Annotated in this window: 20 protein-coding genes; 10 read left to right on the forward strand and 10 right to left on the reverse strand. The window is 70.6% G+C overall.

Annotated elements, in window-relative coordinates; genetic code table 11:
* Window positions 1-259 precede the first annotated feature (259 nt).
* Window positions 260-8,947, forward strand: coding sequence for a hypothetical protein (locus N8N77_RS11435; protein WP_261166993.1), 8,688 nt, complete (start codon window positions 260-262; stop codon window positions 8,945-8,947).
* A 143-nt stretch (window positions 8,948-9,090) separates the two neighbouring features.
* Window positions 9,091-9,876 (forward strand): alpha/beta fold hydrolase, encoded by a 786-nt coding sequence (locus tag N8N77_RS11440; protein WP_261166994.1) that lies wholly within the window; start codon window positions 9,091-9,093, stop codon window positions 9,874-9,876.
* A gap of 9 nt (window positions 9,877-9,885) precedes the next feature.
* Here N8N77_RS11440 and N8N77_RS11445 read toward each other — a convergent pair whose 3' ends face one another.
* Window positions 9,886-11,070, reverse strand: a complete 1,185-nt coding sequence (locus tag N8N77_RS11445) for an FAD-dependent oxidoreductase (protein ID WP_261166995.1) — start codon at window positions 11,068-11,070, stop codon at window positions 9,886-9,888.
* A 139-nt stretch (window positions 11,071-11,209) separates the two neighbouring features.
* Between N8N77_RS11445 and N8N77_RS11450 the strand changes: the two genes are divergently transcribed.
* Together N8N77_RS11450 and N8N77_RS11455 are read left to right on the forward strand one after the other, a co-directional pair.
* A complete protein-coding gene (locus N8N77_RS11450; RefSeq protein WP_261166996.1) occupies window positions 11,210-11,497 on the forward strand; it encodes a hypothetical protein in 288 nt (95 codons plus the stop codon).
* A gap of 118 nt (window positions 11,498-11,615) precedes the next feature.
* The gene (locus N8N77_RS11455) at window positions 11,616-12,014 is read left to right on the forward strand and encodes a hypothetical protein (RefSeq protein ID WP_261166997.1); all 399 of its coding nucleotides are present in this window, start codon (window positions 11,616-11,618) and stop codon (window positions 12,012-12,014) included.
* An 18-nt stretch (window positions 12,015-12,032) separates the two neighbouring features.
* On the opposite strand, the gene N8N77_RS11460 is transcribed toward N8N77_RS11455, so the two are convergent.
* Together N8N77_RS11460 and N8N77_RS11465 are read right to left on the reverse strand one after the other, a co-directional pair.
* Window positions 12,033-12,374, reverse strand: a complete 342-nt coding sequence (locus N8N77_RS11460) for a hypothetical protein (RefSeq protein WP_261166998.1) — start codon at window positions 12,372-12,374, stop codon at window positions 12,033-12,035.
* Between the two features lie 101 nt (window positions 12,375-12,475).
* Complete coding sequence (locus N8N77_RS11465; RefSeq protein ID WP_396652832.1) at window positions 12,476-14,023, reverse strand: MFS transporter; 1,548 nt, start codon at window positions 14,021-14,023, stop codon at window positions 12,476-12,478.
* 140 nt (window positions 14,024-14,163) lie between these two features.
* Here N8N77_RS11465 and N8N77_RS11470 point away from each other — a divergent pair, with 140 nt between their 5' ends.
* The 3 genes from N8N77_RS11470 (at window position 14,164) to N8N77_RS11480 (ending at window position 17,305) form a co-directional block, all read left to right on the forward strand.
* Window positions 14,164-14,499, forward strand: coding sequence for a helix-turn-helix transcriptional regulator (locus tag N8N77_RS11470; protein ID WP_261166999.1), 336 nt, complete (start codon window positions 14,164-14,166; stop codon window positions 14,497-14,499).
* Window positions 14,500-14,529: 30 nt separating this feature from the next.
* Entirely contained in the window at window positions 14,530-15,513 is a 984-nt protein-coding gene (locus N8N77_RS11475; RefSeq protein ID WP_261167000.1) for an SRPBCC family protein, read from the forward strand.
* A gap of 340 nt (window positions 15,514-15,853) precedes the next feature.
* Window positions 15,854-17,305, forward strand: a complete 1,452-nt coding sequence (locus N8N77_RS11480; protein WP_261167001.1) for a threonine/serine exporter ThrE family protein — start codon at window positions 15,854-15,856, stop codon at window positions 17,303-17,305.
* A gap of 14 nt (window positions 17,306-17,319) precedes the next feature.
* Here the strand turns inward: N8N77_RS11480 and N8N77_RS11485 are convergent, their stop codons facing one another.
* The 5 genes from N8N77_RS11485 to N8N77_RS11505 all read right to left on the reverse strand — a co-directional run bounded on the left by N8N77_RS11485 (window position 17,320) and on the right by N8N77_RS11505 (window position 21,370).
* Window positions 17,320-17,742, reverse strand: coding sequence for an arsenate reductase ArsC (locus N8N77_RS11485; RefSeq protein ID WP_261167002.1), 423 nt, complete (start codon window positions 17,740-17,742; stop codon window positions 17,320-17,322).
* Between the two features lie 126 nt (window positions 17,743-17,868).
* A complete protein-coding gene (locus tag N8N77_RS11490; protein WP_261167003.1) occupies window positions 17,869-18,006 on the reverse strand; it encodes a hypothetical protein in 138 nt (45 codons plus the stop codon).
* Window positions 18,007-18,162: 156 nt separating this feature from the next.
* Entirely contained in the window at window positions 18,163-19,089 is a 927-nt protein-coding gene (locus N8N77_RS11495; protein ID WP_314732528.1) for a carbohydrate ABC transporter permease, read from the reverse strand.
* On the reverse strand, window positions 19,086-19,979 hold the full coding sequence (locus tag N8N77_RS11500) for a carbohydrate ABC transporter permease (protein WP_261167004.1): 894 nt from the start codon (window positions 19,977-19,979) through the stop codon (window positions 19,086-19,088). The genes N8N77_RS11495 and N8N77_RS11500 overlap by 4 nt, the downstream gene beginning before the upstream one ends.
* Window positions 19,976-21,370, reverse strand: a complete 1,395-nt coding sequence (locus N8N77_RS11505) for an ABC transporter substrate-binding protein (RefSeq protein ID WP_261167005.1) — start codon at window positions 21,368-21,370, stop codon at window positions 19,976-19,978. Before N8N77_RS11505 ends, N8N77_RS11500 begins: the two co-directional genes overlap by 4 nt.
* 292 nt (window positions 21,371-21,662) lie before the next feature.
* On the opposite strand from N8N77_RS11505, the gene N8N77_RS11510 reads away from it, so the two are divergent.
* On the forward strand, window positions 21,663-22,148 hold the full coding sequence (locus N8N77_RS11510) for a ferritin-like domain-containing protein (RefSeq protein WP_261167006.1): 486 nt from the start codon (window positions 21,663-21,665) through the stop codon (window positions 22,146-22,148).
* 61 nt (window positions 22,149-22,209) lie between these two features.
* On the opposite strand, the gene N8N77_RS11515 is transcribed toward N8N77_RS11510, so the two are convergent.
* Window positions 22,210-22,887 carry a DUF6766 family protein gene (locus tag N8N77_RS11515; RefSeq protein ID WP_261167007.1) on the reverse strand — a complete coding sequence of 226 codons (678 nt, stop codon included), beginning with the start codon at window positions 22,885-22,887 and terminating at the stop codon, window positions 22,210-22,212.
* 295 nt (window positions 22,888-23,182) lie between these two features.
* On the opposite strand from N8N77_RS11515, the gene N8N77_RS11520 reads away from it, so the two are divergent.
* Together N8N77_RS11520 and N8N77_RS11525 are read left to right on the forward strand one after the other, a co-directional pair.
* Window positions 23,183-23,680 (forward strand): SRPBCC family protein, encoded by a 498-nt coding sequence (locus N8N77_RS11520; protein WP_261167008.1) that lies wholly within the window; start codon window positions 23,183-23,185, stop codon window positions 23,678-23,680.
* An 87-nt stretch (window positions 23,681-23,767) separates the two neighbouring features.
* The gene (locus N8N77_RS11525) at window positions 23,768-24,091 is read left to right on the forward strand and encodes an ATP-dependent DNA ligase (protein ID WP_261167009.1); all 324 of its coding nucleotides are present in this window, start codon (window positions 23,768-23,770) and stop codon (window positions 24,089-24,091) included.
* Between the two features lie 52 nt (window positions 24,092-24,143).
* On the opposite strand, the gene N8N77_RS11530 is transcribed toward N8N77_RS11525, so the two are convergent.
* Window positions 24,144-24,464, reverse strand: coding sequence for a hypothetical protein (locus N8N77_RS11530; protein ID WP_261167010.1), 321 nt, complete (start codon window positions 24,462-24,464; stop codon window positions 24,144-24,146).
* Window positions 24,465-24,537 lie beyond the last annotated feature (73 nt).

Raw genomic sequence — 24,537 nt, forward strand, 5'->3', positions numbered from 1 at the left:
GGCCGATGGCCCGGGGTCCTCTGCGGTGTGTGCGGCAGTCGCGAGCGGGGACGCCGGGTAACAGCGGGTGAAAGAGCGGGTGAAATCCGGCACCCCGACTGATTCGGTGCGGGCCGTATCGCGACGATGAGGGGTCGAGCGGTCGCCGTGCCGCTTTTGCACGCCGCCCGAGCGTCCCGCACCGCGACCGCACCCGATCGTCGCGCCCGTGCCGAGAAGTGCGGGCGGTGCTGCGCGCCGTGACGCCCGGGGGAGCCACATGCACACGTCCACTGCATCCGCAGACAGCCGCGCCGCCAGGCGCCGCGCGCGCGAGCGCCGCCGCTCGCGGCTGATCGCGTTCCTGACGGCGCCGTCGCTCGTGCTCGGCATGATCGGGCTCGGCGTGTGGGGGGCGACGGCAGCCAGCGCGGCGGCGCTGCCCGCCCCGGCGGCCTCCATCGCGCTGCAGGACACCGGTGGGGCTCACGGCGACGCCGATGCGAAGGCGTTCATCCTCGCGGGGGAGGACGCGACATTCGACGTCGCGCTGCGCAACACCTCCGACGGCACGGGCGGGTACAACATCGGCTTCACCCTTGCCGTGCCCAACGGTGTCCACTTCGTCTCGAGCGGGATGGGCGCGCCGGCCATCTACGACAGCGGCGACACGCTGCCCAACAGCAGCAGGACCCCGCCCCTCGACACGGTGCCCGAGGGCACCCAGCTGTGGGTGTTCGAGGATGTCGCCGATCTGCCGGCGAACGCGGACTACTCTTCCACCATCACGGTGCGCCCCGACGCCGAGGTCTTCCCGGTCGGCGCCGAGATCGACGTCGCCCTCACCGGGCACGTCTCGGGCCAGGCGTCGGTCAAGCCGATCTTCGACGGCTCCACCGGGGTCGGCGCCGCCGCCGCACGCGAGGAGACCTCGTCCGGCGCGGACGCCGCGTCGGTGCCCGTCAAGGCGCTTCGGCTGACGAAGCACGAGCCGAGCCCCGAGATCGAGCTGCTCCGCGGCGTGCACGACCATCACACGGTCTACACACTCACGGTCGAGAACACCCCGCAGGGTGCGACCGAGGGGGTCACCGTGGTGGACTACCTGCCCGCCGGTCTCGAGTTCCTCGGCTGTGCGCAGGTCGACAACACGAGGCCGTCATCCCTGCTGTCCGATGGCACGCGCGAGTACGCCGGTGCCGGTCCCCTCACCGGCACGGCGCCGGCAGACTGCGTGCAGCCGGCCACCGTCGAGACCGTGAACAGCGGGCTGCCCGCCGACCTCACCCCCGGCGTGTACACGAAGGTCACCTGGAACCTGCCGCCCGTCGCCGGCGGCACCGCGCAGGCGATGCCGGACGACGCCGGCACCGCGGGCGTGACCGTGATCCGCTACGCCGCCGCGGTGCCCCTCTACGAGAACACCATGGACTTCGTCGCCGATGACGGCAGCGGCACCCCGCCCGTCGGTGGGGCCCAGGCGGCCAATCTCAACAACAACAACGGCCCGTCGACCCGGCAGGGGCAGGGCGGGGCCGGCGACGGCATCGCGTACACGAACGCGGCCACCGTGTCGGGTACGTACGCCGGAGCGCGGGCGAGCGGCACCGAGGCCACCGTGTCCGACACCGACACCGAGCGCATCCAGGCCATGGACCTGCGCATCCTCGAGAGCGTCGACACCGACCCGGGCCCGGAAACGAGCGACGAGTTCCGCGTCGGCGAGATCGCGACATTCACCTTCGACATCGCCACCGGCGAGTACGCATCGGCCGACGGGATGACGGTCACCGCCACCTTCCCCAACGGCCTGTGCCCGGTCATCCCGAACGGCGACGTGGAGGTGACGGGCGACGAGTGGCCCTCGGACTGCCCGTACCCGCCGACGTCGCCGGATGCGGCTCTGAGCGGGGCCACGCTCGAGGGCATCCACTACGACGCCGCCGCCGGCGAGTTCACCCTCACGTTCACGCCGGACCCCGGCACCATCGCGGCCAACGGCTCGCTGCAGATCATCACCACGGCGCTGATGCGCGCGCACTACACCACGCACCCGCCCTACGTCGGCAGCACCTCCTCGGGTGACGCGCTCGATGTCCGCGTCGAGATCGAAGGCGTGACGCATCCGGTGGACGCCGTCGCCGACCCCGCCGATCCCGCCGCCGGTGAGGAGGACGTCTGGGACGACTCGTCGGACGAGATCACCTCGGGCCTGTCCGACATCTCCAAGCGCGTGCTCTCGCGTGAGGCCGTGCTGCCCGGCGCCACCGCCGAGGCGTCGTGCGCCGTGCCCGCCGACGACGCGGCGTGGAGCGAGAACCACACCGGCGCGGACGCGGAACCCTTCGTGCCGGGCGATGTCGTCTGCTACGAGCTGCGCGTGGACTTTGCGTCCCAGATCGACGTGCGCAACCCGCTCATCACCGACTTCCTTCCGTCGGGCGTCGAGTACCTCGACTGGGCGGCGGGCCCTGGCACCAGCGAGGGCCTGAACGTGCCCGACCCCACGGTCACGGGTCAGCGCCTCGATTGGGCGGTCGGCAACCCCGGTGCCGAGGGTGACCGCTTCGTGCCGATGAACTCGGTGCTCGTGCTGCACGTGCTCGGCACGGTGACGTCGTGGACCCCGAACGACGAGGCCACGCTCGACAAGCCCGAGAACCTGATGAAGTACCAGCAGGAGAACGTGCTGGGGAGGGTCTTCTTCGATCGCGACGCCTCAGCCATCCAGACGGCGCAGGGGCCGACGCTCGTCAAGGGCGTGCGCGACGTGGACGGCGACGCCGCCCGTCCCGCCGGCTCGCAGCAGGGCGCCGACGGTGCATCCTTCGGCTCGAACCGCGACGGCATCGAGGTCGCCGCCCGCGACGTGGTCACGTACCGCATCGACCTCACCGGCGGCACGACCGACGTGACGGACCTCGTGGTGTGGGACGCTCTCCCCGAGGGCGTGACAAAGGACGACGTGTCGGCCGTCGAGGGCGGAATCGCCCGCGATCCCGGCGACGCGGGGTACCCGGCGAGCATCGAGCAGACGGGACGCTCTGTCGTCATGTGGACCGGCATCGATCTCGCCGCGGCGGCGCAGCACACGCTGACCTATGCGGTCGCGATCCCCGCCGATGTGCTGGTGAACGTCGATCTGGACAACACCGCGTCCATCACGCAGTACGACGTGCCGCTGAACACCGGCGAGACCGCCACCTTCTACCCGGCCGGCTCGCTGGACGGCACCGACCGCGACCCCGCCGACGAGGTGCCGGGAAGCGCCAGCCGCGATGACTCCGCCGTGCACACGCCCGCCGCCGCCATGAGCAAGCGGGTCGTATCGACGGAGATCAGCCCGGGAACGGCGAACCTCGACCCGCGCAACGGTGCGACCGACGTGGTGCAGGGGGAGCTGATCACCTACGAGTACTCGGTCACGATCCCCGCGGGCACATCGGTGCGCGACGCGGTGCTGCGGGACGCGGGGCTGCGTGGCCCGCAGGGTGCCCCCTTGCCGCTGGAGATCACGGACGACACCGACTGGAGCTCCACCGCGCTCACCGGCGCCACCCGAGCCGACTTCTCGTTCCCGGACGACGCTGACGGCCGGCCGCAGGGCGTGCTCACCTTCCCCCAGACGTACACGAACTCGTCGGACGAGCCGCAGGTGTTCACCGTCACCCTCACGGGGTACCTGCCCGACGATGCGGGGAACAACGGCGCCACGCTCACCAACGAGGCGCGGTTCGACAGCCTCTCGTGGGAGGGGAACGCCACGGCGACGGTCACCTACCGCGAGCCGAACCTCGGCATCACCAAGGCCGCGGATCGCGTGACCGACGTGGGCGTGGGGACGCCGGTGACCTACACGCTCAGCGTCACCAACGACACCAACCGCGTGGCGAGCTACGACAACGTCGTGGTCGACACCGTGCCGGCGGGGCTCGTGGTGGACCCGACATCCTTCTCGACCGCTCCGAGCGCCGTCGACGACGGCGTGTATGCGGGCGCGGGTGGCACGATCACGTGGCGTATTGCGCAGGTGCCGCCGACAGCGACCATCACGTATCGCGCGGAGATCGATCCGCGCACGGGCGCGGGCGCGGTGTACGACAACACCGCCGTGGTCACCGGGCACACGCTGCCCGAATCGCTCCCGGACGCCGGCGATCGCCGCGGGGATCGGACCGATGACGCCGCAGCGACGATCGAGGCCGCCACGGCCCGCATCGCCAAGGGTGTGCGTCTGGCCGAGACGACGGACGCGTACACCGATCGTTTGGGCGCCCCCATCGGGGACACGGTGCAGTACGAGGTCGACATCACCCTGCAACCGAACATCAACTACTACGAGCCGACGATCGCCGATGACCTGCCGTCCGGCGTGGAGCTCATCGACTCCTCGGTCAACGGGCCCGAGACCGACTCCTCGATCGACGGAGCGTGGACGCGTTCGCACGACCCCCAGACGAACACGTGGCGGTGGACCTACGACGGCGACATCGCCGCTGCCGCGGAGGTGCGCACGCTCACCCTCCGCTACGAGGTGCTCCTCTCCGAGAGCATCGGGCGGTCGGTGAGCGACCTCCCGAACACCGCGACGTTCTCCTGGAACACTGTCGATGGCGACGAGGCCAAGCGCTCGTCGATCGAGGATGGTGCAACCGTCGACGTGCTCGACCCTGTGCCGGCGATCGAGAAGACGGTGTCCGACCGGGCTCCCGAGCCGGGGCAGCGCTTCGACTACACGGTCACGGTCACCAACACCGGCACCACCCCCGCGCACGACCTCGTCGTGCAGGACGAGGTGCCCGACGGCGTCATCGTCGACCCGACCACCATCTCGCACGGCGGCACCCTCACCGGGCAGGGCGCCACGGGCGGCGGCACGATCGCGTGGGATGCCACGGATCTGCCGGGGCCGCTGCAGCCGGCTGGCTCAGGAAGCGAACCCGAGGCGATCGCCCTCACCTACACCGCCGAGCTGGCACCGTCCGCCGCCCTGAGCGACGATGACGTGCTCGTCAACACCGCCCGCGTCACCCGACTCGAGTCCTTCCCATCGGGCGGGCGGGTGTACGAACCGGGCGATGTGGAAGACACCGCCTCCGTGGAGCCGGCGTTCCCGCACGTCATCCTGGGCAAGTCGGCGACGGCGGGCGACACTGCCTACGCCGGTGAGTCGTTCGGGTGGACGCTGACCCTGCGCAACGACGGCGACGGCGCCGCAGACACCATCGGGATCTCCGACGTCCTGCCGCGCAACTGGGAGTTCGACGCCGGTTCGGCACAGATCAGGGTCGGAACCGGTGCGGCGCGCCCCCTCGCCGACCCCGAGATCACCGTGACCGGCGGGGTGCAGAGCCTGGAATGGGCGGCGTCCGCGGTGACGGACGCCCGTCCGGCGCTGCCGGGAGCGGCTGACGGCGCAACGGCGGCCCAGCGCACCATCGTGGTCACCTACACCGCCACACCCGCCGAGGCCGCGCTGACGGACGCGGGGGTCACGGGCGGCGACGGCGTGCGCGTGCCCCACACCAACACGCTGTCGGCCACGACGACCGACACCTCCGGCGTCACGGAGAACGCCTCAGGCCCGTACACGGGTCCGGATGCGGCGGCCGACGCGTTCATTCACGCGGCCGACCTGGCGCTCGTGAAGGAGGCCGGTGACGGCCTCGTCGCGGGCGGTCCCGCCGCCACGGCGTGGACCATCACGGTCACCAACGACGGCCCCGATGCCGCGGTCGGCCCGTTCACCGTCGCCGATGACTGGGGCACCCTTCCCGAGGGACTCACCGTCACGGGCGTGGCGGGCGACGGCTGGACCGTGACCCGGACGGACGAGGGATTCACCGCGGTCCGCACGAACGCCGCCGACACGCTCGCCGACGGCGCGACCTTCCCCGCCCTCACCGTCACGGCGCAGGCCGTCGCCGGATTCGACCTCGCCGAGGCGCCCGTGCCCAACCAGGCCCGCGTCTCCGCAGGCACGTTCGATCCGGACCCCGACAACAACGACGACGCCGCGGAGGTGCCGGTCACGGCGGCGGCGGACCTGACCATCGACAAGACCGGTCCCGCCGCGGCGCCCAACGCCGGCGCGCCCATCTCGTGGACCCTGACGGTGACGAACGACGGGCCCTCCGACTCCGTCAGCAGCGACACCGCCCCGATCACCGTCAGCGACACCATCCCCGACGGGGTGGAAGGCGTGACGGTGGGCACCCTGCCCGACGGCTGGACGTCGGACGCGACCGGTCCGCTCGGCGCAGGCGACACCCTCACCCTGACGTTGGGCGCCGGGCAGCGGCTGACCCCGGCGCAGGCGGCGGCGTTCGTCCTCACCGGCACCGTCTCCGCCTCCCTCCCCGAGGGGACCGACATCACCAACAGCGCGACGGTCACGCCGGGCGCGACGGACGATCCGGAACCCGCCAACAACGAGGACGCGACCACCACGATGCCGACCACCGACACCCGCCTCGCGGTGGCCAAGACGCGGCAGGTGCTCGACGGCGGCGCGTGGCGCGACGCCACCGACGCGGACGAGACGGTGCCCGGCGCGCCGGTCAGCTACCTCCTCACCGTCGCCAACGTCGGCACCGCCGACGCTCGTGGCGTCGCCCTCGTCGACGAGGTGGCGGAGTACGTCACCTACGCGGCCTTCGAGTCGGTGACCGGCGCGTGGACGCGCACGTCGATCGATGGTGCCGCGGGCGACGACCAGCGGTTCGTCCTCGCGGACCCGCTCGCGCCCGGAGCCACCGCCGCGCTGCGGATCACGCTGGAGATCGATGCGGCCTACGACGACGAAGTCGTCAACTGGGTGGAGGGCTCCGCCGAGAACGCGACAAACCGTCCCCGGGCCGACGACGGCTCCGGCGCCACCCGCCACGCCGACCTCGCCATCCAGAAGTCGCACGACGGCACCGTCGTGGCGGGCGGCACCCTGCGTTACCGGCTCGAGGTGACGAACCAGGGCCCGTCGTACTCCTCGGGCCCGATCGTCGTCGCCGACGAGCTGCCCGCCGGGTTCGGATACGCGCCGGGCACCGCCACCGTGTCCGTCGCGGGCGGACCGGCCGTCGCGGCCGAGCCCGCCGTGACGGGCTCGACCCTGGAGTGGAGCGTCGGGGACGGCGCGACGACGCTGGGGAACGGATCGACGATCCTCGTGGAGTTCACCGCCACGGTCGCCGCCGACGTCGCCGCCGGCACCCACCTCAACGTGGGGACCGTCAGCGGACCGGACGACACCGACCCGAGCAACAACGTCGCCACCGACCCCACGACGGTGACGACCTCGGCCGACGTCTCGGTCGTGAAGACGGCGGCCGCCGGCACGTACGTCGCAGGCGAGACGGCGACCTACACGATCACGGTCGACAACGCGGGGCCGTCCGTGGCGCGCGACGTCGCCGTGCACGACGCCGTGCCCGCCGGCATGACGGTGACGGCCATGAGCGGGGCCGACTGGGCCTGCGACGCCGACGCCGCCCTCTGCGAGCGCGACGTGATGCCCGTCGGCCGCTCGACGATCACCGTCACCGCCGAGATCGCGTCGTCGGTGCCGCACGGCACCGCGTTGCGCAACGTCGCGACCGTCACCTCGTCGACGCCCGACCCGACCGGACCCGTGAGCGACGACGACACGATCGATGTCACCGCGTCGGCGGACCTCGCTCTCGCGAAGACCGCGATCGACGCGGACGGCAGCGAGATCACCACGGCCGCCGCGGGTGCCGACGTGCGTTACCTCCTCCAGGTGACGAACAGCGGGTCCTCGGACGCGGTCGGGCCGCTGACGATCACCGATGCGCTGCCGCAGGGGTTCACGTTCGTCTCCGTCGCCGACGGGGCACGCGCATGGACCTGCGTCGTGGATGAGGCCGGCGACGCGTCGTTCACCTGCTCCTCGCCCGACGGTCTGCCTGCCGGCCAGGCCGCCACGCCACTGGTCGTCATCGCCACCATCGATCCCGCGCAGCCGGTGGGCACGGCGGTGAACCACGCCACGGTCTCGTCGCCGACCGCCGACCCGGTGCCGGACGACAACGCGGATGACGCCCCCCTGGACGTCACGCAGTCGGCCGACCTGTCGATCGTGAAGAGCCACGAGGGCGACGCCGTGCGTATCGGCAACGAGCTGACGTTCGCGCTGGACGTGAGCAACGCCGGACCGTCCACGGCTGCCGAGGTGACCGTCACCGACACGCTGCCCGCCGGCCTGCGGTACGTCGGCTCCGGCGCGAGCGACCCGGCGTGGTCCGTGACCGCGGCACCGACGGCCGAGGATGGCACGACGACGGTCACCGCCGTCCTCGATGTGGCGCTCGCGCCGCAGACGGCCGCCCCGCTGCTGCAGATCGCCACGCGGGTGGAACCCGGCGCCTACCCCGATGTGACGAACGTCGCGACGGTGGCCGGGGCGCAGCCCGACCCCATGCCCGAGGACAACACGTCGGAGGATCGGGTGTCGGTGCCTGCCCAGGCCGCGCTCGTGCTGACGAAGGACGCGGTCGGCGACTTCCAGGTGGGCTCCGATGCGGAGTACGCGCTGACGGTCACCAACCTCGGAGTCACGGAGGATCCGGGCCCCATCGTCGTCGAGGATGCCCTTCCCGAGGGTCTCGTCTTCCGCGGCGTGACGGGCGACGGGGTCATGTGCGCGGACGAGAGCGGCACGGTCCGCTGCACGCTCGAGGGTGCGCTGGCCGTGGGCGCCACGGTCGCCGTGATGCTGCAGGTCGGCGTGGAGGACGCCGCGTTCCCCTCCGTCTCCAACACGGCCACCGTCGCCAGCCCGACCGAGCAGCTGCCGACCGCGGTGACGTCGGCAACGGTGGTCACCACGGTCGCCGCCGACCCGCTCGCCGCGACGGACGCACCCGTCGCCGCCGTGTGGATCGCGCTCGCGCTGCTGCTCGTCCTGCTCGGAGCGGTGCTGACCGTCCGTCGCCGCAGGCGCGCGGCCTGAAGGTGAGGGGGCGGGAGGCCGCCCCCTCACCGGAAGGCGGTGGCCGCGAGGAGTGCCGCCGGCTCGGTCGTCGATCCTGCGCATGCGCAGCCGCATACGATGGTGCTCCCGGCGCCCTGCTCCCGGGAGAACGGAAGGCGGCGATGGAACGCAGCGATCCGCAGGAGCGCGTGCTCATGATCAACGGTCTCGCGTTCCGCGTGCTGCACTGGCCCCGCCCCTCGTCGACGCGCACGTTCGTGCTGGTCCACGGCATCGGGGTCTCGCACAAGTACTTCAGGCCGCTGTACGAGCTCCTCGCGCAGACCGACGAGGTGTTCGCCCTCGACCTGCCGGGGTACGCCGGCCTTCCCAAGCCCGACCACAGCCCCGATGTCCCCGAGATGGCGAGGGCGCTCGCCGCCGTGCTCGATCGGCTCGGCATCGCCGACGCGGTCATCGTGGGGCACTCGATGGGCACCCAGTGGGTGGTCGAGCTCGCCCTGCAACGGCCCGACCTCGCCTCGCACGTCGTCGCCATCGGCCCCGTGACCGACGACCACCACCGCTCTGCGCTCGCGCAGGCGGTCGCCCTGGGGCTCGACACCTTTCACGAGACGCCGCGCGCGAACGCCATCGTCTACGGCGAGTACCTGCGTGCGGGCCCACGGTGGTACCTCGCGCAGCTGCCGCACATGCTGTCCTATCCGATCGAGGAGCGGGTGCAGGCCCTGACGCGGCCGCTGCTGATCATGCGCGGCGGACGTGACCCGATCGCAGGGGTGGACTGGTGCCGCCGACTGCGTGACCGCGCGGCCGACGCCGCCCTCGTCTTCGTGCCGGGCAGCGGACATCTCGCGCAGTACCGCCGGCCGCGCGCGGTGGCCGCCGCGATCGACGCCTTCCTTCGCGTCCGTCCGGCGGCTGTGCCGCCGGACGGACCGCGCTGACGCGGTCGGTCAGATCCGTCCCTTGAGGATCCCGTGCCAGTAGAGCTGGGGGAGCACCTGGCGGTCCAGCAGGTACCACCACGGCCGGGAGCGCAGGTTGTCGAACAGCGGCACGCTGCGCCGGACCTCGTGCGTGCGGCTGTCGTACTCGCCGAAGAAGAGGGACCGCCGCGCGGTGGCGATGGGAGCGACGGTGTACCCGTCATACTCCGCGAGGGGGCGACCCTTGCGGTGCCGGTGCATGTTCTCCACCACCGTCTGCACCTGGTGCCGCAGCGCCCCGCCGGTGCGGGCGTCGCCGAGGTGGGCGGCATCGCCGATGCACCACAGCCGCGCATGATCGGGGTGCTGCAGCGTCAGCGGATCCACCCTCGCGAACCCATGGGTGCCCGGTCCATCCAGGCGTGACGCGCGGATCAGCGCCGGCGCCGCGTACGGCGGCAGCAGATGCAGCAGGTCGGGCTGGATCGCGCTCGTGCCGTCAGGACCCTCCAGCGTCACCGCCCGGCCGTCGATGCGCTGCACGCGCGTGCCGAGCTGGGTGATGACACCGTACGCGTCGAGATGGCGACGGATCGCTTCCTCGATCGGGGCGACCGGGTGCAGCGCCTCGCCGGCATGCACCAGGCGCACCTCGATCGCATCCAGGACGCCCTCGCGACGCCAGTGGTCACAGGCGAGGAACAGCGGCTTGAGCGCTGTCTCCCGCCCCGAGGCCGGCTGATCGTGCAGGGTGAACACCGCCAGCCCGGAGGTCAGCGTGCGGATCCGCTCCCACGTCGCCTCCAGGTGGTCCCGCTCGTACGTGGTGCACGCGATACCTTCCCCGAGCGCCGCACGCGCCCCGGGCAGCGCCTCCCAGTCGGTGACGGCACCGCAGGCGAGGAGGATGTCGCCCCCGCGCAGCACCGTCCCGTCCTCGAGCTCGACGGTCCGCTGACCGCCGTCGATTCGCGTCGCGGCCGCGCGCGCCCACGCCACTCCCTCCGGGATCACGTCCGCTTGCGGGCGGGAGAGCGTCGACGCGGGGGCGAGCCCCGTTCCGACGTAGTTCTGCAGGGGCTTGTACACGTGCTCCGCCGCGGGGTCGACGACGACGATGTCGCGCGCGCCCCGCCGCCGCAACTGGGCGGCTGCGGCGATGCCGCCGTTGCCGCCGCCGATGATGATGACATCGTGCGTATGAGTGGCCATAGCGGGACGGTACGGCCGAGGCGGCTATCCGGCGCGGGGGTTGCGCGAGGGCGGGGCCGCCTCTAGGCGCATCTTCCGGCACGCCTGGCGCGTGTCAAGGGGCTCACGCACGCGCGCTGCGCTGCCTACGCTCGCCAGCATGAACTCAGACGAGATGGCCGCGCGATTCGCGGCGGGAGAGACCGGCAAGCGCCCGCCGGCGCCGGAGGAGACCGGGCTGTCGGAAAGCGACGCGGTCCGTAAGGACATGTCGTACAGCCCGGCCAGCGACACCGAGACCCGGCGCAAGCAGGAGGACCCGGTTCCCGACAGCGTCGACGACGACATCGACCCCGACGACGTCAAGGTGGCGCCGGGCACCGGCGGACCGGATGACGTCGGCGACGTCGACGTGGACCCGGACGAGCTGAACCTCTCCGGGCACTGAGCATCGGCCGCCCGATCGCGCCCCGGAGGCAGGGGTTCCGTCCCGCGGGACGGCCACCTATCCTGGCGGCGAGACGGGCTGCCGCTCGCCTGACGACCACAAGGAAACGAGGAGCGAGATGGACGCGATGATGATGGACGCCATGGCGAAGGACATGGCGTCGATGCCCGAGATGGCGTCGATGGACATGACGGTCATGCAGGCCTGTATGGATGCCTGCTCGGCCGCGGAGCAGGCGACGACCATCTGTTCGACGCAGATGATGGATTGCGCGCCGGCGTGTATGAACTGCGCCGATATGTGTCACACGACGATGCGGTCCATGATGCGCATGCAGGGCATGACACCCGCGGCGATGATGAGGATGCTCGACGCCTGCATCGCGATGTGCCAGGTCTGCATCGACGACTGCGCACCGCACACCGACAGCGAGATCTGCCGGATGTGCATCCAGGCGTGCCAGGCGTGCATGGACGCCTGCACCGCGATGAAGGACATGATGATGGCGGCCGCGTGACGGCCGCCTTTTCCGTGCCTACGCCACGTTGAACTGAGCGCGGCCCACGGCGAGCACGCCGTAGCGGCGGTGCAGCGCGACCGGCGTGCCCGCGGGGGCCTCGAGCGCGGCGCCCCCGGCGTTCCACAGCTCGTGGACGTCGCCGTCGAGGTCGCGCACGACGAGCGTCCCCTCGAGTGCGTCCGCGCGCTCGACGATGCCGTCGGTCCATTCGAGGGGCGTGGCCGAGGCGATCCGCGCCTGAATCAGGTGCAGGGCGTGACCCGGTGCGTACGTGGAGCACGCTCCGCCGTGCGCGCACATGCACGCCACACCCTCGCGCACCTCGGTGGGGCGGATGTGCGGCAGCGGCGTGGACACGATGGCTTCCTCTCGGACGGGCTGGGTCCATCCACGTTAGGCCGCCCCGTGGTGGTCGAGAACCGGAGCCGAAACGCGACGTAATGTTGCGCCGGTCCCCCTCAGTCCGCGCGCCGCTCGGGGAAGAGCTCGTCGAGGTCGAGGTCGGGATTGTCATCCTGCGTGCGCACGAGCTCGTGCGCCTCCTCCTCTGTCGCGACGCTGGGCATCGCGCCGGGCAGCGGTTGCCGCGCCGACTCGCGGAGCACGACCACCGCGACGAAACCGGCCACCGACGTGCCGATCACGTAGAAGGCCGGTGCGAGGGCCGACCCGCTCACCTGCACGAGGAACTCCATGATGAACGGCGCGGTCCCGGCGAAGATCGCGACCGCGGCGTTGTAGGAGATACCCATGCCGCCGTAGCGCGACGACGTGGGAAACAGGGCCGGCAGGGAGGACGCGAGGTTGGCCACGTAGAAGGTCACGGGAACAGCGAGCAGCACGAGCCCGAGGAGCGTCGACCAGATGGCTCCGTGCATCATGAGCAGGAACGAGGGCACCGCCAGCAGGATGGCCGAGACCGAACCGATGAACAGCACCCGGCGACGGCCGATCCGATCGGAGAGTGCGCCGGTCAGCGGGATGCACAGCGACATCGCCACGAGGACCGGCAGCGTGAGGAGCGTTCCGTGCACCTCGTCGTAGCCGAGCGTGCCGGTCAGGTACGTCGGCATGTACGACGTGAGCGCGTAGCCGACCGTGTTGGCCGCGGCCACGAGCACGAACGCGGTGAGCAGCTCCCGCCAATAGCTGCGGATCAGCGCGATGACGCCCTTCGGCGCGTCGGGCGAGGTCTGAGCGGCGACGGCCTGCTCCTCGACGCGGGCCTTGGCGTCCTGGAAGGCCGGGGTGTCCTCGATCTTGAGGCGGAAGTAGATCGCGATGAGGCCGAGCGGCAGAGCCGCCAGGAACGGGATCCGCCAGGCGAAGCTCTGCATGACGTCGTCCGACAGCGTCAGCTGCAGCACCGAGACGAACGCCGCACCGATCGCGAAGCCCATGTACGAACCGAGGTCGAGAAGGGAGGCGTAGAAGCCGCGACGGCGGTCGGGCGCGTACTCGGTGATGAACGTCGTGGCGCCCGCGTACTCGCCGCCGGTCGAGAAGCCCTGCGCGAGTTTGAGCACGATCAGCAGGACGGGCGCCCACGCGCCGATGACGGAGTAGTCGGGCAGCACGCCGATGAGGAAGGTGGCGGTCGCCATCATGATCAGGGTGAACGCGAGCACCCGCTGGCGGCCCAGCCGGTCGCCGAGCTGTCCGAGGATGACCCCGCCGGCCGGGCGGGCCACGAAGGTCACGGCGAAAACGCCGAGCGAGAACAGTGCCTGTGCTCCCGCGGAGGCCTCGGGCAGGAACATGCGGCCGATGATCACGGCGAGGTAGCCGTAGATGCCGATGTCGTACCACTCCATGAGGTTGCCGACGACCGTCCCGGCGACCGCACGGCGCAGCATCGGTCGGTCGACCACGGTGACGTCGTCCACGGTGAGCCGGCGCGGCTTGCGCAGCCGCGGGATGACGCGGGCGATCATCCGTCGCCACGCCGGCTCGGACGGCGTGGCGCGGTCGGTGTTCTGTGCGTCGAGATCGCGCGATCCGGACATGTCCGTTCCCCTCCCTCGTCGGCTCTCGTCGATCCGGTGCCGACATTTCAGCCTAGGCGTGAGGCGTGCCCGCCCCGGGGGATCGCGCGATTCCGAGGTACCCCTTGACAAGTCGTCGAGCAGCGCTAATCTACAACCAAATGGTTGTACAAACGGAGCTGACCGACGACGAGGTGGACCGCATCTTCCGGGCCCTCGCCGACGCGACGCGCCGCGACATCCTGCGCCGCACCCTCGCCGGTGAGGCCACGGTGTCGCAGCTCGCCGCCGCCTATGACATGTCCTTCGCTGCCGTGCAGAAGCACGTCGCCGTCCTGGAGGGAGCGGGACTTGTGAGCAAGCACCCGCACGGCCGCGAGCGCATCGTTCGCGGCGAACCCGAACGCATCCGGCGCGCGCAGGCGCTGCTGGAGCGATACGAGCAGATCTGGCGCAGCCGGATCACACAGCTGGATGCGCTGCTCGCCGAGGACTGATCCCCCCTCATCCATCACGAAAGGCACATCATGCCCCTCACCTCCGTCGAGAAGGACCTCGACGCCCTCACGATGACCATCACGGCCGACTTCCCCGTCCCGGTGCGCCGGCTCTGGGACGCCTACGTGGACCCGCGTCAGATCGAGCGCTTCTGGGGTCCCCCGGAGTGGCCCGCCACGTTCACCCGCCACGACGTCTACCCCGGCGGATTCTCGCACTACTACATGACGGGCCCGGACGGGGAGCGTTCCGCCGGCATCTGGCAGTTCGAGGCGGTGGACGAGGGGCGCTCGTTCACGGTGCGCGACGGCTTCGCGCGCGAGGACGGATCCCTCAACACCGACATGCCCACCATGCTCATGACCTTCTCGTTCGAGGAATCGGAGCAGGGTTCGCGCCTCGTCAGTGTCACGACCTTCCCCTCGCTCGAGGCACTCGAGGAGCTGCTCCAGATGGGCATGGAGGAGGGCACGCGCGCCGCGATGAGTCAGATCGACGACGTCGTGACCGACCTCGCCGCCTTCGCCGCCGACCTTCCCGCAGCGGCGCAGCTCATCGGCGACAACCAGGTGCGCGTCACGCGCGTCATCCGCGGCACCGTCGAGCAGGTGTGGCAGGCGCACCACGATCCCGAGCTCGTCAAGCGCTGGCTCAAGGGGCCGGACGGTTGGGTCATGACCGTCGCCGACATCGCACAGGACGTGGGCGACCGTTACCGGCAGGAGTGGACGCGCGAGGACGGATCCGACGGGTTCGGCTTCGAGGGCGAGCTGCAGGAGTCGGAGCCGCCGCACCGCGAGGTGACCACGGAGGCCATGATCGGCATGCCCGGGGAGCCGTCGCGCAACGAGCTGACGCTCACGCCGGTCGAGGGCGGCACGCTGCTGTCGATCCTCATCACCTACCCGGACGCCGCCACGCGCGAGACGGTGCTCGGCACCGGCATGGTCGACGGCATGGAGGCGAGCTACGCCCGCCTCGAGGAGGAGGTGCTCGCCGGGTCGCCGGCGTAGGTCGCGCCGCACGCGAAGAGGCCCCGCCGGAGCCGGCGGGGCCTCTTCGCGTGGCGGGTCGGGGCTCAGGCGTCCTCGCCCTCGGCCTGCGACGGGTGACGGTCGAACCAATAGGGGCGTCCCACGTGGTCCAGCGCGTCGTCGTCCTCGACGAGATTCAGTGTCATGGACATGATGTGCTCCCTTCTTGTCCTGCCATCAGGATGCGCCGCGTGTTGCGAGCCTGCGCCGGCCGATCGTGAAGAAGAATCGCCGGACTTTCGCCTGCGCGAAAGGAATGGCGCCGGCTTCGACCGGACGGGCCGACGCGTGGCGCGAGCGGCTGGGGGAGGATGGACGCATGGCAAGCGCTCGTCGTCGCGTCCTCGAGTCGGTGCGTCGTGCGATCCATCGCGACGAATCCCTGCGCGCACCGACCGAGGCGATCCCGATCGTCGACGACGCGCTCGCGCTGCGGGTCATGGACCTCGCGATGCGGGTGGGCGAGGCGATGCTGTCGGTCGGCGCCTCCGCCAAGGAGGTCGTGCTCGCCACCCTGCGCATCACGAGCGCGTACGGACTGCGCAGCGTGCACGTGGACGTCACCTTCAACTCGATCACCCTGTCGGATCACCGGCACGGCGAGGACTGGCCTGTCACGATCATGCGCGTGGTGCGCGCGGCCGTGCCCGACCACTCGAAGCTGCAGCGCCTGCAGGCGCTCGTCGCCGACATCGAGGGCGGGCTCGAGCTCTCCGCCGCGCGCGCCCGCTTCCACCAGATCCGCCGCGTGCCGTTCCGCTACCGCCCGGCCGTGGTCGTGCTCGCGCAGGCCATGCTCGCCGTCGGCGTCGGCGTGATGTTCGGTGCGTCGTGGTCGATCCTCGCCGTGACGTTCGTCGCGGCCCTGGGCGTCGCGCTCACGCAGGCAGGGCTGGCCAAGCTGCAGGTGCCCCTGTTCTTCAGCCAGATCGCGGGCGCCTTCGTGCTGACGGTGCTCACCGTGCTCACGGCGATGCTGGCGCGGGCGGGTATCGAGCCCTTCGTCGATGTGCGCGCCTCGATCGTCGTCTCGTCCGGAATCGTGCTCATGCTCGCCGGACTCGCGGTCGTCGGAGCGGCGCAGGATGCGATCGACGGGTTCGCGCTCACGGCGGGGGGTCGCCTGCTGGAGCTCACGTTGCAGACGCTCGGCGTCGTGCTCGGCATCGTCGTGGGGCTCGAGCTGGCGCGGGCGCTCGGCGTCGGCATGGCGCCGCCGACGGAGGCCCTGCCGCTGGGGCCGCTGGCCTCGCAGATCGTCGGCTCGGTGATCGTGGCCGTCGCCGTCGCGGCGTTCAATGGCTCCGGGGCGAGGATCGTCGGGTTCAGCGCGCTCCTCGGCGCACTTGCGTGGGGCGGTTTCGCGGCCGTGAGCGCGGCCGGCCTGGACCAGGCATCTGCGAGCTTCGCCGGCGCACTGGTCGCCAGTCTGGTGGGCGCGCTCGTCGCGCCGCGATTCCACGTGCCTTCGGTCGCCATCACCACGGCGGCGATCGTGCCGCTCGTGCCCGGCGCCGCCGTGTTCCGCGGTCTTCTCGGCCTCGTCGAGTCGGGCGGCGACCCGACGCACGTGCTGTTCGCGACGTCGTCGCTCATCACGGCGGGCATGGTCGGCATCGCGCTCGCCGCGGGCGCGACGCTCGGCCTGTACATCGGCGCGCCGCTGGGGCGGATGGGTGGCCTGCGCCCCTCGCTGCGCGCGGCCGGCCGCCCCACGGCTGGCGGTGCGAGCGTCGCCGTGCAGGAGAGCGCCGAGCAGTCCCCGTCCTGACCGGCGAGGGCGAGTCAGGCGGGGGCGATCTCCGCGAGGAGCGCCTCGACCCGCGCGCGGATCTCGTCGCGGATGGGGCGCACCGTCTCGATGCCCTGGCCGGCCGGGTCGGGCAGCTCCCAGTCCTCATAGCGCTTGCCGGGGAAGATCGGGCAGGCGTCGCCGCACCCCATGGTGATGACGACGTCGGACTCCTTCACGGCGTCGACCGTGAGCACCTGGGGGGTGTGACCGGCGATGTCGATGCCGACCTCGCCCATCGCCTCCACCGCCACGGGATTGATCTGGTCCTTCGGGGCGGAGCCCGCGCTCAATACCTCCACCCGGTCGCCCGCGAGGTGGCGCAACCACCCGGCGGCCATCTGAGAGCGTCCCGCGTTGTGCACGCACACGAACAGGACGGTGGGCGTGGCTGTGGACTCTGCGCTCGCGTTCATCGCGCTCAGTCTAGGACGGCCGCTGAGGGCACGAGAGGGACCCTCGGGCGCCCGGTGCCCGCATGGACGCACGAAAGAGGCGGCGCGGCGTTGGCCTTGTGCTCACGCCGCGCCGCCTCCGACGGATCACGCGTCCTCGTCGTCCTCGCCTTCGGCCTGAGAGGGGTGGCCGTCCGTCTCCGGCGCGTCACCGGTGCTCGTGCGCTCCGGGTCTTCGCCCTCGGCCTGGCTCGGCTTGCCGCTCGTCACGTCGTTCTCGCTCATGGTCGCCTCCTCTTCCTTCGTTCAGGATCGCGCCGACGCGCGTGCCCCGTGAGGGGGTTGACAGCGTCGGCTGTCACGGAGAGATCGACTCCTCCTCGGGGAACGCAGGGCGGCGATCCGGGGAACCGGCCTTCGTCACCCGCGAGGACCCCGAGGTCAGCCCTTCAACCCGGTCGTCGCGACGCCCTGGATGATGTGCCGCTGCCCGATGAAGAACAGCACGATCATCGGCACCGTCGTCACCACGCTCGCGGTGACGAGGATCTCCCAGTGCCACTCGCCCCCGAAACCGAAGGCGTCCACCAGCGACTTCAGTCCTCGCGGCACCGTGAACGTGGCGGAGTCGCGCAGATAGATGAGGCCGCGCATGAGGTCGGTCCACACGGCCTGCACCTCGAACACGAGCGTCACGGCGATCACCGGTCGGCTGAGCGGCAGCGCGATTCGCCAGAACACCTGCCAGGCGTTGGCGCCGTCGACGCGTGCCGCGTCGAACAGCTCGCGGGGCAGCGTCATCATGAACTGCCGCATCAGGAAGATGTAGAACGCGCTGCCGAAGAGGTTGTGCGCCCACATCGGCGTGAGGGTGCCGACCTGGCCGAGCGAGTTCCAGATGAGGAACGTCGGGATCATGGTGACCGCGCCCGGCAGCATCATCGAACCGAGCACGAGCGAGAAGAGCACCCCGCGCCCGCGGAACCGGAAGTGCGCGAAGCCCCACGCCACCATCGCGCTCGACAGGGTCACAGCCGTCGCCGCCAGGACCGTCACGATCACGGTGTTGAGCAGCCACACCGCCAGGGGGGCCTCCTGCCACACCGCGACGTAGTTGTCGAAGGTGAAGGTCTCCGGAATGAGCCGGTTGTCGAACACCTCGCCGCGAGGCTTGAACGACGCGCTGACGAGCCAGACGAAGGGGTAGAGGAAGATGAGCCCCACGATGGTCAGCAGCACGAGTGAGACGATGCGCCCGATGCGGGTGCGGCGTCGGCGCGACGGGGCACGGCGCGAGGTCGCGATCGTCCCCGCCGCCTCCGTGTCGGTCGTCGCGGCCAGAGGTACCCGCTCGGTCAGCGCGCTCACTGTGCCGCCCCCTCGTAGTGCACCAGTCGACGCGAGAGCACCATCTGCACGGCGGTGATCGCCATGATCACGACGAACAGCACCCAGGCCATCGCCGAGGCATAGCCCATGTGCAGGAACTCGAACGCCTGCTGGAACAGGTAGATCACATAGAACAGCGCCGCGTCGTTGCTGTACGTGGAGTTGCCCGCTCCGAAGAAGGCGGTGTACGCCTCATCGAAGGTCTGCAGGCCGCTGATGGTGTTGACGACGACGATGAAGAACACGGCGGGGCTGATCATCGGAAGCGTCACGCTCACGAACCGGCGCCACGCGCCCGCTCCGTCGAGCGTGGCCGACTCGTACAGTTCCTCCGGCACCCCGCGCAAGGCGGCGAGCAGGATCAGCACGGACGATCCGACGGTCCACAGGCTCATGATGACGAGGCCGGGCTTCACCCATCCGGGGTCGGTGGTCCACGACGGGCCGTCGATGCCCACCGCCCCGAGCGCCCCGTTGATGACGCCGTTCTGCCCGTTGAACAGCAGCAGGAAGAGAATGCCCACCGCCACCGGCGGCGTCATCTTCGGCAGGAAGAACACCGTGCGGAAGAAGCCGGAGGCCCGCCCCGCCCGGTTCAGCAGCAGGGCGAGGGCGAGGGACACGGCCACGTACAGCGGCACCTGCAGCGCCGTGAAAACGAGCGTGTTGGCGAGCGCCAACGACACCTTCGGATCCTCGAACAGCTCCTGGTAGTTGTGGAAGCCGACGAAGTTCGGGTCGTTGATGACGTCGTAATCGGTCAGCGACAGATAGCCGCTGTAGATGATCGGCCAGGCCGTGAAGACCGCGAAGCCGATCAGCCAGGGGCTGAGGAAGCCGAAGGCAGCGAGCGACTCTCGCCGCGTCATTCCCCGCCCTCAACCCTCGCCCAGGCCTCGTCGAGCGCTTCCTGCGCGACCTGCTGGGCCTCCGCGAGGGCCTCCGCCGGCTCGGACTGGCCGGTGAGCACCGCGTTGACCGCGTCGTTCATCGCCTGGTCGAACTCGGCATCGGCGGGGTTGGCCGGCAGGGAGAACGTGTGCTCGTTGGCCTCGTACATCGCCTCGACGCCCGAGTCCCACGGCTCGCCGCCGGACGTGACCATGCCGCGCACCATCTCGTCCGCCTCCGCGTTGCCGGTGAGGATGCCGGTGAAGGGCTTGCCCTCCGCCTCGCGCAGCTCGAGGCGCGCCTGCGCCGCCGCCTCCCACGCGTCGAGCGAGGTCATGACGCGGGCCCAGCGGCAGGCGGCCTCGGGGTTCTCCGCCCCGGCGGGGATCGCCCACGCCGAGCCGGACGCGTAGGCGATCGGCTCACCCTCGTGGTCGCGCACCGTGTCGAACGCGACCGGCGCATCCGGCGAGACATCGGCGAGGACGTTCAGGTACCACTGCTCCATCGGCATCGCGCCGAGCACCCCGGAGGCGAACTGGTTGCCCTCGCCGAAGAAGTCGGCGGAGTCGCGGTAGGCCTTCACATCGGCGAAGCCGCCCTGTGCGTCATAGATCGACACCGCCCACTCCAGCGCCCGCACAGCCTCGGGGTCGTCGAGGTTGGCCTCGCGCCCATCCTCCGACAGCAGGTCGACGCCGGCTGCCTTCGCCCACAGCGGGAAGAACTCCGGCAGCTTGCTGTCGACGCCGATCACCTCGAGGCCGGTGCCGCCGCGCTTCATCAGCGCCTCGTTCGCCGCGGCCATCGCGTCCCAGTCCGACCCGTTCACGTCGTCGATCGAGAGGCCGGCGGCGTCCAGCAGGTCGCCGTTGGCCATGGTCACCTGCACGACGTTGAACTCGGGAATGCCGTAGATCTGTCCCTCGAGCGTCACCTGTGCGAGCGCCGACTCGACGTACATGGAGCTGTCGATGCCCTCGCCCTCGATGCAGCGGTCGAGGGGAAGGATGGCGTCGCGCGCGGCCAGCGAGCCGATCTGGTCGCGGTTGGCGTAGATCAGGTCGGGCGGGGTGCCGGTCGCGACGGTCGACAGGAACTGCTGCAGATCGAGCTCACCCTCGATGAGACGCAGCTCGACGCCGTCCCCCAGCTCCTGCTCGGCCAGATCCATGCGGCTGGTGGCCACCTCGTCCACGCCCGAGAATCCCATGACCGACAGCTCACCCTCGAGCGTGGCCCCGGAGTCGTACTGGGCGTCGTCGTCGCCGCCCGAGCCCCCCGTCCCCACGGCACAGCCGCTCGCGAGAAGACCGATCGTGCCCATCGCCGCGAAAGCCGCCAGCCGCCTGTTCCGTGAGGTGTTCATGTCACCGCTCCTCGTCATCCCCTCGCCCTGAGAAGTGGGCGGTGGGCAAGAACTTACGTGTCCGGGTGAGTCTCCCGGAAGCTCTTGACAAAGGCAGTGTTGGCCCGTAGCGGCGCCCTCGCGAGCACGGCCGGATGGCGGGGAGACGAAGCATCCCGCGCGCGGCATATATCCCGCGCGGCCGGTCTGGGGCAATCCCCGTGCGTCCGGTCCACCCGCGTTCATACGCTCGAAAACGATCCGACCGAGGATCCGCGATCCGACAGAGGATCCGCGACGTGAAGGAGGAACTGTGAGCCAGCTTCAGCTTGAGACCCCGGACGACCTGCTCCGCATGCAGCTGCGCGTTGCGCGCACGATGGAGGACGACTCGCTCGCCGCGCTGGGCGAGCTCGCCGAGGCCGCCGAGTCGGCCGACATCAAGAAGCTCTTCCGCCACCACGCGGACGAGACGCAGCAGCAGATCGAGAACCTGCGCAAGGTGTTCCAGATCCTGGAACTGCCGGAGTCGACGGCGGCCTCGCCGGTCACGAAGGGCATCGGCAAGCACGCCGAATCGCTCATCGCGCGCAGCGCGAAGGGCCTGCGCGATCAGGTCACGCTGTCGGCCGCGCTCGGCAATGAGCACTACGAGATGGCGGCATACGAGGCGCTCATCACTCCGCTGACCGCGCTGGGCGCCACCGACGCCGTGAAGCTGCTCGAGGAGAACCGCGAGCAGGAGATCCACACGAGCGAGGAGCTCTCGGAGCGGCTGCGGCAGCTCGTGCAGGGCTGAGACCCCCGATCACCAGAGGGCCCGGGCGCATCGACGCGACCCGGGCCCCCTCGCGTGGGGCCTACTGCGATTCCTCGGCGGCCACGTGGTGCGGCATGCCCACCGGCTTGGCCTCGGCCGACCCTCGTTGGCGCAGATAGATCGAGAACGCCACCATGCAACCCACGGCAAGGAACTCGGACTGCCAGTTCTGCAGCGTGCGGTTCCAGAACTCGGGCGTGGCGATGTACTCCACCCAGGTCATGGGCGGCTCGCCGTGCAGAGCCGCCTCCTCGTTGGCCACGGTGGTGCCGGCGAGCGACTGCGCCAACCACGAGAGCACGAAGACGGCGCCCATCACGATGAGCATCGAGTTCTCCAGCAGCCAGCGCCGTGCGCCGTCCACCTTCGCCCATCGCGGCGACTCGGGCAGGGCGTGTCCGCCGACCCGCTGATCCTCGTCGGACCCTCGCCCCTCGTCCCCCGGCTTCTTCGACTCGGGCGAGCCGCGCTGCACGAGCCACACGGTGGCGAGGATGAAGACGAAGAACTGCAGGAACTCGCTCTGCCAGTTCTCGGCGACGTCGACGACGAAGTCGCTCGATGTCACGTACTGCCAGAAACCCTCGGCCGGCCGGCCGTGCCGCACCAGCTCCTCGTTGTTCTGCGCGAGCCCCGCGAACGCCTGCCCGATGACCGTCGCGAGGAAGATCGCGAGAAAGAACAGGCTCAGGCCCGCGTCGCGGACGAAGTGGCGCATCGACGTCACCTCCCCAGCGCGGGGATCAGGAGCATCAGGGCAAGGCCCACCGTGACGATCGTCATCCAGGCGCCGAAGGCGAACCGCATCGGTCGCCGATCAAGGTCTCGTTCCATGCCCCGATCTTCATGCGGCCGCGCGCGGACCCTCAACCGCTTGACAGGAGCGCACGCGCGCGGCGCAGGCATGTTGCGTGTCAGGGCGCCCGGCGTCAAGCCCGTCGTGTGCGGACTTTGCCGTGCCTAGCGTGGGTGTCACGACATCACGCAAGCACCGAAAGCTAAGGAGGCACGAGATGGCCACGACCACACTTCGCGCGGAGGTGGACGTCGACGCGCCCATCCGCAAGGTGTACGACCAGTGGACGCAGTTCGAGTCGTTCCCGGAGTTCCTCGGGGCGGTGAAGTCGGTCGAGCAGATCGACGACGTCCGCACGCGGTGGACCGTGAGTATCGCCGGGCACGAGAACTCCTTCTACGCGGACATCGTCGACCAGGTGCCCGACCGCCACGTCTCGTGGCAGAGCACAGACGGCACCTTCCATCGCGGCAGCGTCGAGTTCGCGCCCAACGGCGAGGGCACGCACGTCCGCCTTGAGATGGAGTGGGAGCCCGAGGGCTTCATCGAGAAGGCCGGCGCCGCGCTCGGCATCGATGACGCCCAGGCCCGCACCGACCTGCGGCGCTTTAAGGAGTTCATCGAGGAGCGCGGATCGGAGACCGGCGCCTGGCGCGGCGAGATCCACGGCGCCCAGGAGACGTCCGGCGACCAGGGCGGCGTCACGGGCATCTGAGATCGCGCGCCAGAGGACCCGGGCACGGCCCGGGCCTTCTGGCGCGCCAGGATATTGCTCCCAGCCGCGGCGCGTTAGAGTCTGCGTATGGGACGATTCCTTTACGGCGCGGCGGCCACAAGCGTCGAGATCGATGACCGCACGCTCGCGCACTTGCGAATCGTTGTCATGAACAAGCTGCGCCGCGGCGAGCCCTTCATGTTCGACACGAAGCTCGGCGAGGGCGAGGGGCGCCGCAGTTTCTGGCTGCACCCCTCCATTCCCATGCAGTTCCACTTCTCCGGCGGTCGCGCTCCGCGTCTGAACCGGGCGTGGCTCGATGACCTCATGCTCGCGGCGAGCGGCCCCAACGGGCTGACGATCACGCCGGAGCCGCCGGAGCCGACGTTCCCGCACAACGGCGAGGACTGACACGAAAAAGAGCGCCGATCCCCGAGGGGGTCGGCGCTCTTTTCGTGTGCGCTCAGCTGTGGCCGGGTGCCGATTCGACGTGCTCCTCGGTCAGCGTGATGCCTCCCAGCGCGTTCGCGGAGTGCGCCAGCTCCTCGATCCAGGCGCGGTTCAGCTCCGGCGCCTCGGGGTCGTCGAAGACGAAGCGGATCGGGAGCGAGGGGTTGATCCAGATGGTGCTGCGACCCGTCGGCTCGGATTCGTGGTGCTTCCACGACACCGTGAAGCTCTCGTTGCGCCGCAGCTTCGCGACGATCACGACCTTCAGATGCGCGAGTGCCCGGTCCTCGATGTGGATCGGCATGGCCGAACCGCCGTAGTACAAGATGCCCATGAGAGAACCGTACCCCGTCGGCGCCGCGCGTCCACGACGACGTGCTCCGGCCCGCGGATCCGCCGCGGTGGAA

This window comes from Microbacterium sp. Marseille-Q6965, from assembly GCF_946151065.1.
Classification (GTDB): Bacteria; Actinomycetota; Actinomycetes; order Actinomycetales; family Microbacteriaceae; genus Microbacterium.